Origin of the sequence: Bacillus sp. AFS077874 (assembly GCF_002566505.1) — a bacterium.
Classification (GTDB): domain Bacteria; phylum Bacillota; class Bacilli; order Bacillales; family Bacillaceae_G; genus Gottfriedia.
Window position 1 is genome coordinate 289,433 of record NZ_NUYF01000007.1, and the last position, 16,989, is coordinate 306,421.

Here is a 16,989-nt window from a genome sequence, read left to right on the forward strand (position 1 = left end):
TCTTTAAATTTTTTATTTTATTAAAGAATTCACTAATTCATCATACTTTGGACTGTTTAGGAAGTTCTCTACTGAGATATGAACTGCATTCGGTACTTTTGCTTTTGCTCGATCAGTTAAATCTTTATGAGTTATGACAACATCCACATCATTTGGTAAATTATTAATTGCTACATTCGTAACCTCTAATTCTATCCCCGCTGTTTTTACCTTTTTGCGTAATATTGATGCTCCCATAGCACTTGATCCCATACCAGCATCACAGGCAAAAATAATCTTCTTCACTTCTTTATCAATACCAAGAGAACTAGCTACTTCTTTTTCAGTCTGTAATAGACTAGCTACTTTGCTTTCTTTACCTTTTAAATCTTGTGTTTTTTGAGCTGCTCTTTCTAAATCTTCATCTGATGAAACTGACTTAGATGATTTTAGAACGACAGCTGAAACAATAAATGAAACGGCTGTTGCAACAAGTACTCCCGCAAGAATTGGTAAGTATCCTCCTTTTGGAGCCATTGCTAATATTGCTATAATACTACCTGGAGAAGCTGCTGCTACTAGGCCCGCGCCTAATATATTAAAAGTAAATGTACCAGCTACACCACCAGCGATAACAGAAAGGATTAATAAAGGTCTCATTAAGATATAAGGGAAATAAATCTCATGAATCCCACCTAAGAAATGGATAATTACTGCTCCTGGCGCTGTTTGTTTAGCTGTACCTTTTCCGAATATCGTATATGCTAATAGTACACCTAAGCCCGGTCCTGGATTAGCTTCTAGTAAGAACAAAAGTGACTTTCCAGCTGATTTTGCTTGTTCAAGACCAATTGGACTTAAAATTCCATGGTTAATAGCATTGTTTAAAAATAAGATTTTTGCTGGTTCAATAAATATGTTTGCCAAAGGAATGACATTTGCTTTTACCATCATATCTACGCCATTAGCTAATGCTTCTGTTAGCGTCGAAACAACTGGATTAACACCTATTAAACCAATTATTGCTAAAATTGCTCCTAAAATACCCGCTGAGAAATTATTAACTAACATCTCAAATCCTGACTTAACTTTTCCTTGTATAGCTTGGTCAAATTTCTTAATAGCCAAACCGCCAAGTGGTCCCATAATCATAGCGCCTAAGAACATCGGCATCTCTGCTCCAACAATTACCCCCATTGTTGCAATTGCCCCAACAACTCCGCCTCGAATATCATGGACCATTCTTCCACCGGTAAAACCAATTAGCAATGGTAATAAGTAAGTAATCATTGGACTTACTAAGACCGCCAACTTAGCATTAGGGATCCATCCAGTTGGTATAAACAGTGCAGTTATTAATCCCCATGCAATAAAAGCACCAATGTTTGGCATTACCATACCGCTTAGAAAGCTACCAAAGCGTTGTATTTTTACTTTTATATTATTGTTTTTATCTGTATTCAAAATCTTACCTCCCCTGTAAAGCTTATATACAAATGATAAAACGCTTACAGTACCAATACAATGAAATGAATATTCGTATTTGTCGCTTACTAATGTGACAAAATTTAAAAGAGCTAAATTTCCTATAAACTCTACTTATAATAGAATGATAGAATCAGTCTACCTGAGCAATAGGTCTCAAAACACTCGAAAACATGACATAGTACCTACAAAAACACCCCTACATTAGACTCGTAAACCGATATAAAAAAAGAAACATATTCAAGTTATGAATATGTTCCTTTTGATTTTATATTGTAGAAATGAAAGCTTCCATCCTACTACTCTTATCCAACCTGTCCACTATATTTAGATTCTTCTTCTGGGAATAAAAATCCTAACTCATGGTGTTCACCTTCATAAACTGAAGATTGCGTTATACGGATTTCAGAATTAAAATCAACTACTTCTAATTTACAGTACGCACGATTAATTTGTAGAGCTTCATAAAACTCATTAACAGTAGAGACATTTTGTCCATTTACTTTCGTAATACTTTCGCCTACTATAATGTTCATTTTATCCGCTACAGAGTTTGGTAAAATCCCTAAAACAATTAGGCCAGTTGATTTAACTGTAAAGTAAGATGGTGTATTAATATCTCTACTTTTATGAATGTAGTTTATAGCTTCTCGTCCCACTACTGCGATTGCTACAGCTATAAATGCTATAAAACCAATAAAATAGCTTAATATTCCACCTGCACAAACTATAATTGCTAAAGCAACTATTTGTTTACCGACAAGCTTAATTGATTCCTTTGGTAGCATTCCTTGAATTAACTGGTAAAATCCAATTCCAAATGGTACACAAAGAATCGAATACCCACTATCACCTAAAGCAAGTGTAGGCCACCATGAATAGTCACTAACGATCGAACCACTTGGTATTAGTAAAAATAATGGCACCATCCATAATCTATTTGCCTCATGTGCCCCTACTCTTTTTCCACGTTTACTCTCAATAAATAAAGGAGTTGTATGATTTGCAGCATTACGTTGAACTAAAATTCCTTCAGCCAATAAAAGTAAAGCCAATAGAATTGTTATAGCAGGAAGCATCGCATTCAGATCATTAGGTATAAAGTTTTTCAACAAAGGTAGTGAATCTTGCCCTCTATTTAGTAATGGCAGAGCTACTAATGCTAGTCCAAAAAGATAAGCAGGAGACATCCATCTGAATTGTAAAATTAGTGCACAAATAATTGTTAATACACTTAATAAATAAACCATTTCAATCGGAATGCTAATTCCAGCTACCAATGTGATAACTGAAAGAATTAATCCAATCAGTAATCCATACCATAGTGAAGTTTTCCACTCGAACGTTACATTAAAATTTCGAACCGAAAAATGCTTACGTTCTCGTTTTACACGTAAATTGCCACAGAAAATTGATGCGATGAAAAATATATAAGTAAATGGATTTAAAAATAGTTTACCTAATCCAACTAATAGTTCAGATAATAAATTTGACCACATAACATTCACCACCTTTTTTATATAATAGATTGATATTCCTATGTTATCGGTTTATTAATGTTTTTTCAAAGAGAATATGCTACAAAACAATAAAAAAAGCACACTTCTCCATAAAGTGTACTTTCGACATACTAAACTAAAACTCCTGCATGAATTGTAATTTCAAATCTATTTCCCGGGAATTATGTCAAATGAGGACGAAATTAATTTTGTCCTCTAAAACTGGACTTTGCTATACAAAGAGGACAATTCAAAATTGTCCTCTCTGTGTATTATTATTGAGCTACCATATCTAAAGCTTTTTCTAACTGAAGATCATTCTTTTCATCTTTAATTTTATCAATTAATGATGATTCAAGTTTTTCTGAAGTTAGAGGATCAATCTCACCGTTAACAGTAATCCCAACAGCTTTTTGATAATTCTTAACTGCTGTCTCTGTTTGCTTACTGAAATATCCATCTTTACGACCCGGGTCGTATCCTAAACCTTTTAACATGATTTGCGCTTGTTTAATATTTTCATCATTATCATCAAATTTAAATATTTTCTTTTTATCAATTGGTGTAGCGTAGAAATAATCAGGTTGTTTTACAGCAACATCTGGTTTAATACCTTTTTTGTGAATCCAAGTACCATCTGGAGTTAACCATTTAAATTGTGTTAACTTAATATTGCTACCATCTTTGAAATCTAATGTAGATTGTACAGTACCTTTACCATAAGATTTTTCCCCAATTAATTCATAGTGTCCTGCTTCGCTTAATGCCGCAGCTAAAATTTCAGCCGCAGATGCACTACCTTTATCAATTAATACATCAATTGGATATGGTTTCGCTTTATTTAATTTAGTATAATACTTTTCTCGTTGGCCATTTCTATTTTCAACCTGTAAGTAAGGCTCACTTTTTACAACTAATTCTTCTAAAACGCCTTCTACAGCTTGTAAGTACCCTCCAGGATTTCCTCGAACGTCAATTGTTAATCCTTGAATATTTTGATCCTCTAGTTTTTTCAATTCTTTCTTGAACTCATCTGCTGTTTTTTCATTAAACGAGGTAATATGAATATAACCAATTTTTTCATTATTTACGTCTTTCACCGAACTAAATACTGTATACATTGGAATATCATCGCGTTTAATTGTAAATTTAATTGGCTCTGGAACTCCTGGTCGTTGTACTTCAATCGTAACATTTGTTCCTTTTTTACCACGGATTTTTAATACTGCATCATATTGAGATAAACCTTTTACACTCTTACCATCAACTGATAAGATTTCATCCTTTGGTTTCAGACCAGCCTTTTCCGCAGGAGAGTTCTTAATTGGAGATACAATAATTAATTTTTCACCATCTTTAGAAACTTCCGCTCCAATTCCTTGGAAAGAAGAACCTAATGATTCATGGAATTGTTTAGCTGTCTTTCCATCCATATAAGTAGAAAACGGATCATCTAAAGTTGTTACCATCCCTTGGATTGCACCCTCAGTTAATTTATCAGGATCAATCTTTTTCACATATTGATTTGCAATAATTTCGTAAGCTTTTTGTATTTTAGCAATATTTTCATCTTCTGAAGCTTTTACTTCTTTACTTTCAGAGAATTTCGAAACGATTGTACTTGTACCATCATTAAATGCAAATGTACCTACCCCCATACCAACAACAAATGTTGCTGTTGCAAGTAAAGCCGTTGTTTTACGATTCATACAGAACCTCCTATTTTTCGTTCCTTAAGAACGTACCAATCTATTAAATAGTGTATGTACCCGAAAAAGCATCACACAGACGTGCGATGCCATTTCTGTTCTATTATATGATAAGCCTGTATCACTTATGTTTGCAAGTAGAACACGATTTAATAAATTTTTATTAGAAGAGTTTAATTTATTTTGGTAGATGTTGTAAGTATGGTGTTAGATTAATACCTAAATTACCAGCTAGTCTCTCACCTAATTTTGCATCTGCACGATAGAAGTTACAAACTGCACGAAGCTTAATTTTTTCATCTACATCTGTTAGGTCAGCACTAATATTTTTAATAACAGCAACCTGCTCCGCTTTACTATATCTATTCCAAACTTCTCCTGCTTGGCCGAAGTCATTTGTTTTTTCTATTTTTTTTCGCTCAGAAACACCACTTAATGGCTGCACTACTTCAACATAATCGGCATCCTCTTTTGGCGTATCCGAGTAGCTATTTGGCTCATAGTTAACTTGATGTGTTTGCTGACTAATAGGCATATGACCATCACGTTGACCATTTGCTACTTTCGCAAAAGGACAGTTAATTGGAAGCTGTAAATAATTTGCCCCAATACGATATCTTTGAGTATCTGAATAAGAGAATAATCTTCCTTGTAGTAACTTATCTTCAGATGGTAATATGCCAGGAACTAACACACCAGGATTAAATCCAACTGATTCTGTTTCTGCAAATACATTTTCAGGATTTCGATTCAGGATCATCGTTCCAACAAATTGTCGAGGAATCACATCTTCAAACCAATCTTTTGTAGGGTCTAATGGATCAAAATCGAAGTCATCCATATCTGCTGGATTTAATACTTGTACATATAGGTCCCATTCTGGGAAATCGCCGTTTTCAATTGAATCGTATAAATCACGGCTTGCATGATTAAAGTCTTTACCTTGAACTTCACTTGCTTCTTCCATTGTAAGATTTTCAATTCCTTGCTTTGGTACCCAACGAAGTTTTATATAAACAGTATTACCGTATTCATTTATCCATTTATATGCGTGAACACTTGAGCCTCTCATTTGACGATAGTTCGCTGGAATCCCTTCATCAGAAAATACATGTAATAACATATTTGTTGACTCAGGTGTTAGAGACATAAAATCCCAATATCTGTTAGGTGTTTGTAGATTAGTCCTAGGATCCGGCTTTAATGAATGAACCATATCGGGGAATTTCATTGCATCACGAATAAAGAATATAGGAAGATTATTACCTACAAAATCATAGTTACCATCTTCAGTATAGAATTTTACAGCAAATCCTCGAGGATCACGTAATGTTTCAGGAGAATGTAATCCATGAATAACTGTTGAGAAACGAGCAAATACTGGTGTTTCTGTTCCGGCATCTTGTAAAAACTTAGCTTTCGTATATTTTTTCATACTATTTTTAGTTATGAAAACACCATGTGCGCCAGCTCCGCGTGCATGCACAACACGCTCAGGTACTCTTTCACGGTCAAAATGAGCTAGTTTTTCAATTAATTGATAATCCTCTAATAAAGTGGGACCTCTACGTCCCGCTGTAAGTGAATTTTGATTATCTCCAACTGGCACTCCTTGATTTGTTGTTAATCGATTATTTGTCATATCATTTCTCCTTAATTAGAATTATTATAATTTAGTAATAATTATATAATAGTCTAACTCATAATGAAAATCAATATCAAATTATAATTATTATAAACTAGCAAATATTATAATTGAATTTTACCTCTTAACTATGTAGGTATGAATTGCCGTTCTTATATAAAAAGGTGCTGATTTAATAAATTCAACGTAAAAGATCCATATAAATACTAAAATTCCTCTATAACTCAACATTAAGCATGACAAATTGAACCATTTTATTAGACTTTTATGATAATATGTGTTCTTTTTAATAGTTTGGTTGGCTTTATTTGCGAATTTGGAAATTTTAATTGCGATTACATAGGTTTATTTGCGATGGACCATTTTTATTTGCCATTACACAGTTTTATTTGCATGGACCATTTTTATTTGCGACATTCTTCTGTTTTATTTGAAATCAATAATCACAAAAAACAAAATAAAAAACCTATCCTAGTGTTTTAGGATAGGTTTTTAGTAAATTAAAAATTAATATATTTCATAGGATCTACTGCATTTGATTTAGCATAATTCCATTCACCTTTATGTAATTCAAAGTGTAAATGTTGTCCAGTAGAATGACCTGAATTTCCCATATAACCAATTTTCATACCTTTTGAAACAGTTTGTCCAGTTGATACATTAAAACTAGCCAAGTGCGCATATACAGTTGTCCATACTTGTCCATCAATATTATGCGTAATAAATACACAATTTCCATAAGAAGAAGAGACATAAGCACGAATTACAACCCCATCGCCTGCTGCTACAACTGGTACACTTCCCGCTGAGGCAATATCAACACCTTCATGGAACTCTCCACCTTCAAATGAACGTTGTCCAAATCCTGAAGAGATATAACCGTTTGCTGGTCTTGTAAAGTTGCCACTAGACACGGTTGGTGTGTTATCAGAACTACCGGTATTATCTGAGTTACTAGAATTACCTGAACTACTTGAGCTTTCAGATCCACTTGATTGACTTGTACTTGTAGATGGCTTTTTACTTTTTGCAGTTGCTTCTGCTTTACGTTTAGCCTCTGCTTTACGCCTAGCTTCTGCCGCAGCTCTTTCAGCAGCTTGTTTCTTAGCGATTTCAAGAGCTTTTTGCATTGCAGCCTGCTGACTTGCTAATAATTGATCTTGTTCCTTTAAATCTAAAACATCTTCATGAGCTTCACTTTCTTTAGCTTTTAATGAAGCCATTAATTTGTTCTTTTCGCTAACCTGACTTGCAAGTTGATTATTAAGACTCTTTAAGTTCGCTAAATCTCTTTCGATTTTTGCTTGTTTAATAGTCAAATCATCTTTTTTAGCACTAACTTCTTTTAAGTCCAAGTTTTGCTGCTTAATAATGTCCTCGTCAGCCTTCATAATAATTTGTACGGCACTCATTCTTTGGATTAAATCTCCGAAACTATTAGCGCCTAAAATGACATCAATGTATGATACCATTCCACCAGCTTTTTGAAGAGAACGCATTCGGTTTTTCAATAATTCTTCACGAGATTTAATGCGTTCTTCAATAAACTTGATTTCTTCCTTTAGTTTTGAAATTTGCTTTTTCCCATCACTAACTGCATCTTCAGTTTGGTTAACTTTTTGCTTAGTCAGTTTCATCCGAGCATCAAGTTTTTCAAGCTCCGCAACAACTTCTTGCTGGTCATGCTTTATATCAGCAATTTTGTTGTTTGTCGCATCCGTCTGATCCTTAACTTCACTACGCTTCTTTTTAATGCGGTCAATTTCTGATTGGTATTTACTTTCAGCAAAAGAAACGGATGGGATAGCACCGATGATGAAAGTACTGCATAACATAATCGTTATTACTTTCGATGATTTTCTCTTACTCATCTAAGATCCCTCCTTATATGTATATAGAAAAGCCCTAGTACCTGTATCAACTCAGACAGACGTTAAATTGGGAACTAGAGCTTATCAATCGAATTACACTATTAAAACAATAGAACTACAAATGAAAAATTTAATCTTATTTACGTAAAAACTTACGAATTGACATGACAGAACCCCACATCCCGATTATTGCACCAATAGCTATTAATATTGCAGATAGCTGGTACACAAACGGTGAAAATGGTAATAATGTGAACATTGTTCCTGCTAATTTTGGCATTAACATATTATAAATGACCTTATAGCCCGTTAATAGTAAAACAATCGGAATAACCGATCCTAACACACCTAACAGTAAACCTTCTAATAAGAACGGCCAACGAATAAAGTTATTAGTTGCCCCTACCAATCTCATAATCTCAATCTCACGTCGTCTTGCCATGATCGTTATTTTGATAGTATTAGAGATTAAGAACATCGCAGTAAATAATAGTCCGAAAATCAGTACTAAACCGATATTACGACCTACCGAAACTGCATTAAATAATTTTTGAACTTGTTTTTTACCATAAATTACTTCATCAATATATTTTAAGCCTTCAATTTTTTTGGCTACTGGTGCGATTTGTTCTGGAGAATCTGTTTTAACAATAAACGTATCATTTAATGGATTTTGCTGTTCAAACAGTTGGAATGCTTTTCCATCTTCTCCCATACTTTTGATTAGATTGTTTAATTCTTGATCTTTCGATGAGAACTTTACAGTAGTTACATGATCTAATTTTTTGATTTCTTCTTTTAAAGTAGCTTGTTGATCTTTGTTTGCTGTTAAATCAACCAAAACACGTACTTCAACATCTTTTTCTAAAGTTGTTCCAATGTGATTAACATTCAAAATTACGGTTAAAAATACGCCAACAAGCATTAAAGTAACTGCAACAGCACTTACCGATGCAAACGTCATCCAACCATTTCGTTTTAAACTACGTAGACCCTCACGAACATGTCTTCTTGCAGTTCTAGCTTTCATAACCGTACACTCCTCTCGCTTGGTCGCGTACAATTTTTCCAGCTTCAATTGCGATTACACGTCGCTTTATCGTATTTACGATATCTTTATTATGAGTTGCCATTACTACAGTTGTTCCACGTTCATTGATTTCTTTGAATATATCCATAATCTCCCATGTAGTTTCAGGATCTAGATTACCTGTTGGCTCATCGGCGATTACAACTTGTGGTTTATTTACAATAGAACGGGCAATCGAAACACGTTGCTGTTCACCACCAGAAAGCTCTGTTGGTAAGAATCGCGCTTTATGTTTTAACTTAACAAGGTCAAGTACTTCCATTACTCTCTTCTTAATTGTTTTCGGATTTTCTTCAATAACTTCAAGTGCAAATGCAATATTTTCATAAACTGATAAAGTCGGTAATAATTTATAGTCTTGGAAAACTACCCCAATATTTCTACGTAATAAAGGAACTTTTTTATCCTTCATATGGCTTAAATCCATTCCATTAATTAAGATTGTACCCTTTGATGGTCTTTCTTCACGATACATCATTTTAATGAATGTCGACTTTCCGGCACCACTTGGTCCCACGACATACACAAATTCACCTTGGCGAATTTTTACATTAATACCATCTACCGCAAGAACACCATTAGGATAAGTCTTATAAACATCTTTTAACTCAATCATGACATTCTCCTTAATTTTTTGTTCCGTTTTCTTCTATTAAACTATATAAGATCCATTTTGGATGAAATTATACTTTACTTTACTTGATCTTATTATTTCGCTTGCTATTTACATATTTCGATAAATTCAGCTAAGCTCCTCTATTATACCACTTAAAAAATGTCAAAATTGATAAATTTATGTTACATTTTAATAATAGTCAAGATTATTTCCGAACGATTTAAGAACTTATTTAACAAATTATGGAAAAATGTAACTAAAATGAAAAGAAACAGACCTTTTCTAATTAACAGAAAATTGTCTGTTTCTTTCATTTTTTTCAATAAAATTTAAAACATTTTATTTTTTAGTCGCAAGCCATTTCGCTACACTTTTCGCGTCATTTCCTTGAACAACTCCACTAGGCATTGAACCTCTACCATCATGGATAATATTTTCTATTTCTTTTTCAGAATATTTCGCTCCGACCTTTTTTAAGCTTGGTCCAATTACACCTTCTAATTCTCCACCATGACAGCTAGCACAGCTTTGTTTAAATAACTTTTCCCCATTAGCAACTGAAACCGGCTCACCTGAATCATTATTTTTACTAGAATTATTATTTGAACCACATGCTGTAATCAATAACAGCATACCACCAGTTATAAAAGCAAGAAGTAGTTTTTTCACAAAAATCATCGCCCCTTTAAAAATCCATAACTATAGTCTACTACTAATAAAAATATTTATTTTACCTTATTATGTCAAATTTGTGAAACCTTCTCCAAGTACTTCTGTTGCATCTACAACTGTAATGAAAGCATTTCGATCAACTGACCGAACGATATCGCGTAAAGAAGAAAATTCAGTTTGATCAAGGACACACATTAATACTAAACGGTCTTCATTTGTATATCCACCAACACCGGTTAACTTTGTTACTCCACGATCTAATTGGTGAACAATTGCTGTTGTTACAGGCTCCACTTCTGAAGTAATAATTAGTGCCATTTTTGATCTAGCAAGACCGATTTGAACTAAATCGATTGTTTTACTCGTAACAAAAAGTGCGATTAGTGCATACATACCACTTTCAAGATTAAACACGATTGCAGATGTAAGTACAATTAATCCGTCAATAAATGCTACACAAATCCCAAGTGATAAACCAGTATATTTATGAACAATTTGAGCTGCTAAATCTGTTCCACCAGTAGATGCTTTACCACGGAACACGATTCCTAAACCTAAACCAATAAATAGTCCTCCAAAAATTGATGCTAAAAGTGGATTATCAGTTGCAGGTTTTATATTGTATAAATCAACTAAATAAACAACAAGTGGAATAAAAATTGTTCCAACTAATGTTTTAGCGCCGAATTGTCTACCTAAGAAAATTACACCTGCTATAAATAAAGGAATATTAAATGCCCATTGTACAAACGCAGGATTAAATCCCATTGTACTCTTTAGAATCGTCGAAATACCGCTGACCCCACCAGAAGCAATATGATTTGGTAATAAAAACACACAAAACGCGACAGCAATAATTGCAGAACCAATTAATACAAAAAAGTACTCAAAAAACGTTTTACCCCACCCTACAGTTAGAGCAGTAGAATATCTGACCTTTTTCAAACTTATCCCCCTCAATATTTCTCACTTACAGACAACTTTTCTATTTTATATCCTGTATATCGGATACTCTCTCTATTTTTTATTATGAAAAAAACAATAAGATTTAATTACATATAAACAAAATTTACTTTCTTCTATTTGTAAAACAACTTAAAAATAAATATGATTCATGTAACCCCTTCACATTAGTAAGGTAGAATCCTTATTAATCCCCTAAAGAAAAAAGCTCAAAAGAATAACATCTCAATAATTAAGAGATGTCTTTTTAGACAAAGTCCCAAAAATTTGATGATCAGACTATTTGCAAGTGTTTGGCAGGCAGTCTGATCGTAGATTTTACAGGTTAAAAGATGGATTTACAGCTAACTAAATGATAAAATATACCTCTTTTGTCCCCAAAGATTAAGGCTGGTAAGAAAGAAGTTTCCCCCAATCTTATCAGCCCATTTTTCAACATTAAATCTTAGAACGTAAGTAAGCATCAATAAATGGATCAAGATCTCCATCCATTACTGCATGAACATTACCAACCTCTGTGTTTGTTCGATGATCTTTAACCATTGAGTATGGGTGGAAAACATATGAACGAATTTGACTTCCCCAGCCAATTTCTTTTTGTTCTCCACGGATTTCATCTAGTTGAGCTTGTTGCTCTTCTATTTTACGTTGATATAGTTTTGCTTTTAACATTTTCATTGCATGTTCACGGTTTTTAATTTGTGAACGTTCTGTTTGACATGTTACTACAGTGTTAGTTGGAACATGCGTAATACGTACTGCTGAGTCAGTTGTATTAATGTGCTGACCACCCGCTCCACTTGCACGATACGTATCAATTTTCAAATCTTCTGTACGTATATCGATTTCAATTTCTTCATTGAACTCAGGCATTACTTCGCAAGAAACGAAAGAAGTATGACGACGACCTGATGAATCGAATGGAGATATACGTACTAAACGATGAACGCCTTTTTCTGCTTTTAAATAGCCATAAGCATTATGGCCTTTAATTGCTAAAGTTACGCTCTTAATACCAGCCTCATCACCAGGTAGATAATCTAAGGTTTCGACTTTAAATCCACGTTTTTCAGCCCATCTAGTGTACATACGTAATAACATTGAACCCCAGTCTTGAGACTCAGTTCCACCTGCTCCTGGGTGAAGTTCAAGAATTGCATTATTTTTATCATATGGCTCGCTTAATAATAATTGAAGTTCAAAATCATTCAGTTTTCCAGTTAAAGATTTTACTTCAGTTACTAATTCTTCAAATAGTTCGTCGTCATTTTCTTCTTTAACTAACTCATAAGTTACTTCAAGATTCTCATATCCATCATTTAAATCATTGAATTCATTAATGACTTCTTTTAAACCATTTACTTCACTAATTACTACTTGTGCAGCTTTTTGATCATCCCAAAAATCTGGCTCTGACATGAACGCTTCAAGCTCATCTAGTCTTGCTTGTTTTGTTTCGACGTCAAAGAGACCCCCTAAATGCTTGAAGGCGTTTCGCCATCTTTTCTAGTTCTTGCTTCACTTCTACTAATTCCATTACATAACACCTCGATTAAATTTTACGAACAATAAAAAGCAGGTAAAGACAAGTAGTAAAGTAAGAATAACCTTTGAAAGTTACTCCTCTTTTCTAATCACTACTTGCCTTTGCCCCTTTTCATTTAGTTTCTATTTTATTAGATTCCTTTACCGTGGCAGTTTTTATACTTCTTACCTGATCCACAAGGACAATCTTCATTACGGCCAGTTTCTTCGCCTTTTACGATTGGTTTTTTCTTTACTTCACCTTCACCATCATTACTTACATGAATTGCATCGCCTTGAACAGCTTCACGCTCTACATCAGCTTCAATTTCAGCTTTCATAATAATGCGAGATACCTCTTCTTCAATTGAAGCAATCATCTCTTCAAACATTGCGAAGCCTTCCATTTGATATTCACGTAGTGGATCAATTTGTGCATATGCACGTAAATGGATTCCCTCGCGAAGTTGATCCATTGAATCGATATGAGCCATCCACTTGTTATCAACAGTACGTAATAATACAACTTTTTCAAACTCACGCATTTGTTCAACTGGTAAAGCTACCTGTTTTTCTTCGTAACGCTCGAATACTGTTTTTTGAATTAATTCAACCATTTCATCCGGTTCAATTACACGTAATTGTTCAACTGTGATTTCATCTTCATTTAATAAGTTTGCTTCTAAGAAATCAATGACTCCTTCTAAATTCCACTCTTCTTGAAGCTGCTCGTTTGGAGTATGAGCTTGAACTACTCTGTTAATAGTACCTTCAATCATATTCTTAACGATTGGTTGTAAATCATCTGAATCAATAACTTCAGAACGTTGAGCATATATAACTTCACGTTGTTGACGTAATACATCATCATATTGAAGTAATTGTTTACGAGCATCAAAGTTATTACCCTCTACTCGTTTTTGTGCAGATTCAACTGCACGTGAAACCATTTTACTTTCGATCGGTTGAGAATCATCTAATCCTAAACGGTCCATCATAACTGATAAATTTTCTGAACCAAAACGACGCATTAATTCATCTTCCATTGATAAATAGAAAGTTGTCACACCAGGGTCACCTTGACGACCAGAACGACCACGTAACTGATTATCAATACGACGGCTTTCATGACGCTCTGTACCAATTACAGCTAATCCACCAAGCTCACGAATGCCTTCTCCTAGTTTGATATCTGTACCACGACCAGCCATGTTTGTCGCAATCGTAACTGCGCCACGGTGACCAGCTAATGCGATAATATCAGCCTCACGTTCATGGTTTTTTGCATTTAATACTTCGTGTTTAACACCTTTACGCTTTAACAATTGAGAGATTAATTCTGAAGTCTCGATCGCTACTGTACCAACTAGCACTGGTTGCCCAGCTTTGTGACGCTCTACGATTTCATCAACAACAGCATTAAATTTTCCAGTCATTGTTTTATATACTAGATCAGGTTTATCCATACGAGCAATTGGTCGGTTCGTAGGAATAACTAGAACATTCATATTGTAAATATTACGGAATTCTTCTTCCTCAGTTTTAGCTGTACCTGTCATACCCGAAAGTTTTTTGTACATACGGAAGTAGTTTTGGAAAGTAATTGTCGCAAGCGTCATACTTTCGTTTTGAATTTTTAATCCTTCTTTAGCTTCGATCGCTTGGTGAAGACCTTCACTGTATCGACGGCCTTTCATTAAACGACCAGTAAATTGGTCAACGATTACAATTTCACCATCTTGAACTACATAATCTACATCGTGAGTCATCGTCACGTGAGCACGTAATGCTTGAGTAATATGATGGTTTAAGTTAACGTTTTTCAAATCAAATAGGTTTTCAACGCCAAAAGCTTTTTCAGCACGTGAAATACCATCTTCAGTTAATAAAACTGATTTTGTTTTTACATCGTACGTATAATCTTTATCTAGCTTAAGCATTCCAACAAAAGCATTTGCAGCAATATAAGATTGTGCAGACTGTTTTGCTTGTCCAGAAATAATTAATGGAGTACGTGCTTCGTCAATTAAAATTGAGTCAACCTCATCGATAATAGCATAGTTTAGTGGACGTTGAACTCGTTGTTCAGCGTATACAACCATGTTATCACGTAAATAGTCAAATCCTAATTCATTATTAGTACTATACGTAATATCACAAGCATATGCTTCACGCTTTTCATCTGGTTCCATACTATTTAAATTTAGACCAACAGTAAGTCCTAAGAACTCATATAATTGACCCATTTCACGAGCATCACGACTAGCTAAGTATTCATTGACTGTAACAACGTGAACACCTTCGCTACTTAATGCATTTAAGTAAACAGGTAAAGTGGAAGTTAAAGTTTTACCTTCCCCAGTTTTCATTTCTGAAATATTACCTTCATGTAAGGAAATTCCACCTAATAACTGTACAGGATATGGAGTCATACCAAGCACACGAGTAGCACCTTCACGAACAACGGCAAATGCTTCAACTAAAATATCATCAAGAGTTTCACCTTTTTGTATACGCTCTTTAAATTCAAATGTTTTACCTCTAAGTTCATCATCAGATAATTTTGCATACTGATCCTGTAAAGATAACACTTGATCAACTTGTTTTTGCATTTTATTTAATTGTCGCTGATTAAGATCAAAAACCTTTTTTATCATTCCAAGCATTCGTAACGCTCCTCTATTATAAAGTCATAAACTAAAATGTCATTAAGTTAGTAGATACTATTTCTAATTTTATCATTAAATGAAGATACGTGACAACCTTATGTCGAGAATGTTCTATTAGAATTAATTAATATTTTAGAAAATAAGCAAAAAAAAACAAAAAAGGACTAAGCTAATTGTTCAGCTCAGTCCTTTTATTATTATTTTATTAATTTTTATTTGGCTTCAATTAAACCATAACGCCCATCTTTTCTAGCGTAAACGATGTTCGTTTTATTCGTTTCACCATTTAAGAATACAAAGAAGTTATGACCTAACATATTCATTTGTAGCACTGCTTCTTCTGCATCCATAGGTTTTAAATCAAATTGCTTTGTACGAACTAACTCAATATCATTTTCGTGCTCTTCTATTGCAACAGCTGATTCAGTAGTTGATGGTGCAAACATGAATTTTAATGAACCTTTTTCTCTTAACTTGCGATTTACTTTTGTTTTGTGTTTTCTAATTTGACGATCTAGTTTATCAATAACTAAATCGACAGCTGCATACAAATCTGAATGCTCTTCTTCTGCACGTAATAACATATACGTTCCAGGAATAGTTACTTCAATTCTTTGCTTGTCGTGGAATACCTTAGCATTAACTCTCGCCGATAACTCTTCGTCAAAATAACGATCAAATCGCGATAATTTTTTATCTACGTAATCACGAATAGCTGGAGTAATTTCAATATTTTCGCCTCGGATGTTTAGCATCATATGGGTTTCCTCCTTCATCAAGCTCCAAATAATGAAAGCTGTCATATTTATATTCTACACTTCTATCTCTATTTCCTCCTTGAAATTTTTGTCAAATATGAGAAATCTCTGTGTCCATTTTATGAACTTTTATGGTTTATATCAGATTATATTTTTATAATAATTTAAAGATACTCAAGAATTTTCCAAAACAAACAAAGGCTTACTCAAATGAGTAAGCCCTCGTGGTCCGAATCTATATAAGCAAATACTTACTTATTAACGGAAAAAATTAAATTTTAGTAACATTAGCAGCTTGAGGTCCACGGTTACCTTCAACGATTTCGAAGCTAACTGCTTGGCCTTCTTCTAAAGATTTGTAACCTTCTGCGTTGATAGCTGAGAAATGTACGAATACATCGTCTCCATCTTCACGCTCGATAAATCCAAAACCTTTTTCTGCATTAAACCATTTTACTTTACCTTGCATTCAAATCCATTCCCTTCAGTCGAAAACTTGTGAATCTTCT

At 33.9% G+C, this 16,989-nt stretch carries 13 protein-coding genes; all 13 read right to left on the bottom strand.

Features of this window, described 5'->3' with window-relative positions; translation table 11 throughout:
- Positions 1-12: 12 nt before the first annotated feature.
- The 13 genes from COJ46_RS07495 to cspD all read right to left on the bottom strand — a co-directional run bounded on the left by COJ46_RS07495 (position 13) and on the right by cspD (position 16,949).
- A complete protein-coding gene (locus COJ46_RS07495) occupies positions 13-1,446 on the bottom strand; it encodes a PTS mannitol transporter subunit IIBC (RefSeq protein WP_098565814.1) in 1,434 nt (477 codons plus the stop codon).
- A gap of 323 nt (positions 1,447-1,769) precedes the next feature.
- The gene (locus COJ46_RS07500; protein WP_097975047.1) at positions 1,770-2,963 is read right to left on the bottom strand and encodes a PDZ domain-containing protein; all 1,194 of its coding nucleotides are present in this window, start codon (positions 2,961-2,963) and stop codon (positions 1,770-1,772) included.
- Positions 2,964-3,238: 275 nt separating this feature from the next.
- On the bottom strand, positions 3,239-4,672 hold the full coding sequence (locus COJ46_RS07505) for a S41 family peptidase (RefSeq protein ID WP_097975045.1): 1,434 nt from the start codon (positions 4,670-4,672) through the stop codon (positions 3,239-3,241).
- A gap of 178 nt (positions 4,673-4,850) precedes the next feature.
- Complete coding sequence (locus COJ46_RS07510) at positions 4,851-6,314, bottom strand: catalase (protein WP_098565815.1); 1,464 nt, start codon at positions 6,312-6,314, stop codon at positions 4,851-4,853.
- A 503-nt stretch (positions 6,315-6,817) separates the two neighbouring features.
- Complete coding sequence (locus tag COJ46_RS07515) at positions 6,818-8,188, bottom strand: murein hydrolase activator EnvC family protein (RefSeq protein WP_098565816.1); 1,371 nt, start codon at positions 8,186-8,188, stop codon at positions 6,818-6,820.
- Positions 8,189-8,324: 136 nt separating this feature from the next.
- Complete coding sequence (gene ftsX / locus COJ46_RS07520; RefSeq protein ID WP_097975039.1) at positions 8,325-9,218, bottom strand: permease-like cell division protein FtsX; 894 nt, start codon at positions 9,216-9,218, stop codon at positions 8,325-8,327.
- Positions 9,208-9,894 (bottom strand): cell division ATP-binding protein FtsE, encoded by a 687-nt coding sequence (gene ftsE, locus COJ46_RS07525; protein WP_097975037.1) that lies wholly within the window; start codon positions 9,892-9,894, stop codon positions 9,208-9,210. Before ftsE ends, ftsX begins: the two co-directional genes overlap by 11 nt.
- Positions 9,895-10,233: 339 nt before the next feature.
- The gene (gene cccB / locus COJ46_RS07530) at positions 10,234-10,563 is read right to left on the bottom strand and encodes a cytochrome c551 (protein WP_483295509.1); all 330 of its coding nucleotides are present in this window, start codon (positions 10,561-10,563) and stop codon (positions 10,234-10,236) included.
- 69 nt (positions 10,564-10,632) lie between these two features.
- Positions 10,633-11,511, bottom strand: coding sequence for a YitT family protein (locus COJ46_RS07535; protein ID WP_097975035.1), 879 nt, complete (start codon positions 11,509-11,511; stop codon positions 10,633-10,635).
- A 456-nt stretch (positions 11,512-11,967) separates the two neighbouring features.
- Positions 11,968-13,066, bottom strand: a protein-coding gene (prfB, locus tag COJ46_RS07540) for a peptide chain release factor 2 (protein ID WP_248267333.1) whose coding sequence is annotated in 2 segments (ribosomal slippage) — positions 11,968-13,002 and positions 13,004-13,066 — 1,098 coding nt in all. Because the reading frame shifts where the segments join, the coding sequence is not laid out codon by codon here.
- A 139-nt stretch (positions 13,067-13,205) separates the two neighbouring features.
- Positions 13,206-15,719, bottom strand: a complete 2,514-nt coding sequence (gene secA / locus COJ46_RS07545; protein ID WP_097975031.1) for a preprotein translocase subunit SecA — start codon at positions 15,717-15,719, stop codon at positions 13,206-13,208.
- A gap of 215 nt (positions 15,720-15,934) precedes the next feature.
- Positions 15,935-16,480 (bottom strand): ribosome hibernation-promoting factor, HPF/YfiA family, encoded by a 546-nt coding sequence (gene hpf, locus COJ46_RS07550; protein WP_097975030.1) that lies wholly within the window; start codon positions 16,478-16,480, stop codon positions 15,935-15,937.
- 271 nt (positions 16,481-16,751) lie between these two features.
- A complete protein-coding gene (cspD, locus tag COJ46_RS07555; RefSeq protein ID WP_056469532.1) occupies positions 16,752-16,949 on the bottom strand; it encodes a cold-shock protein CspD in 198 nt (65 codons plus the stop codon).
- Positions 16,950-16,989: the final 40 nt, after the last annotated feature.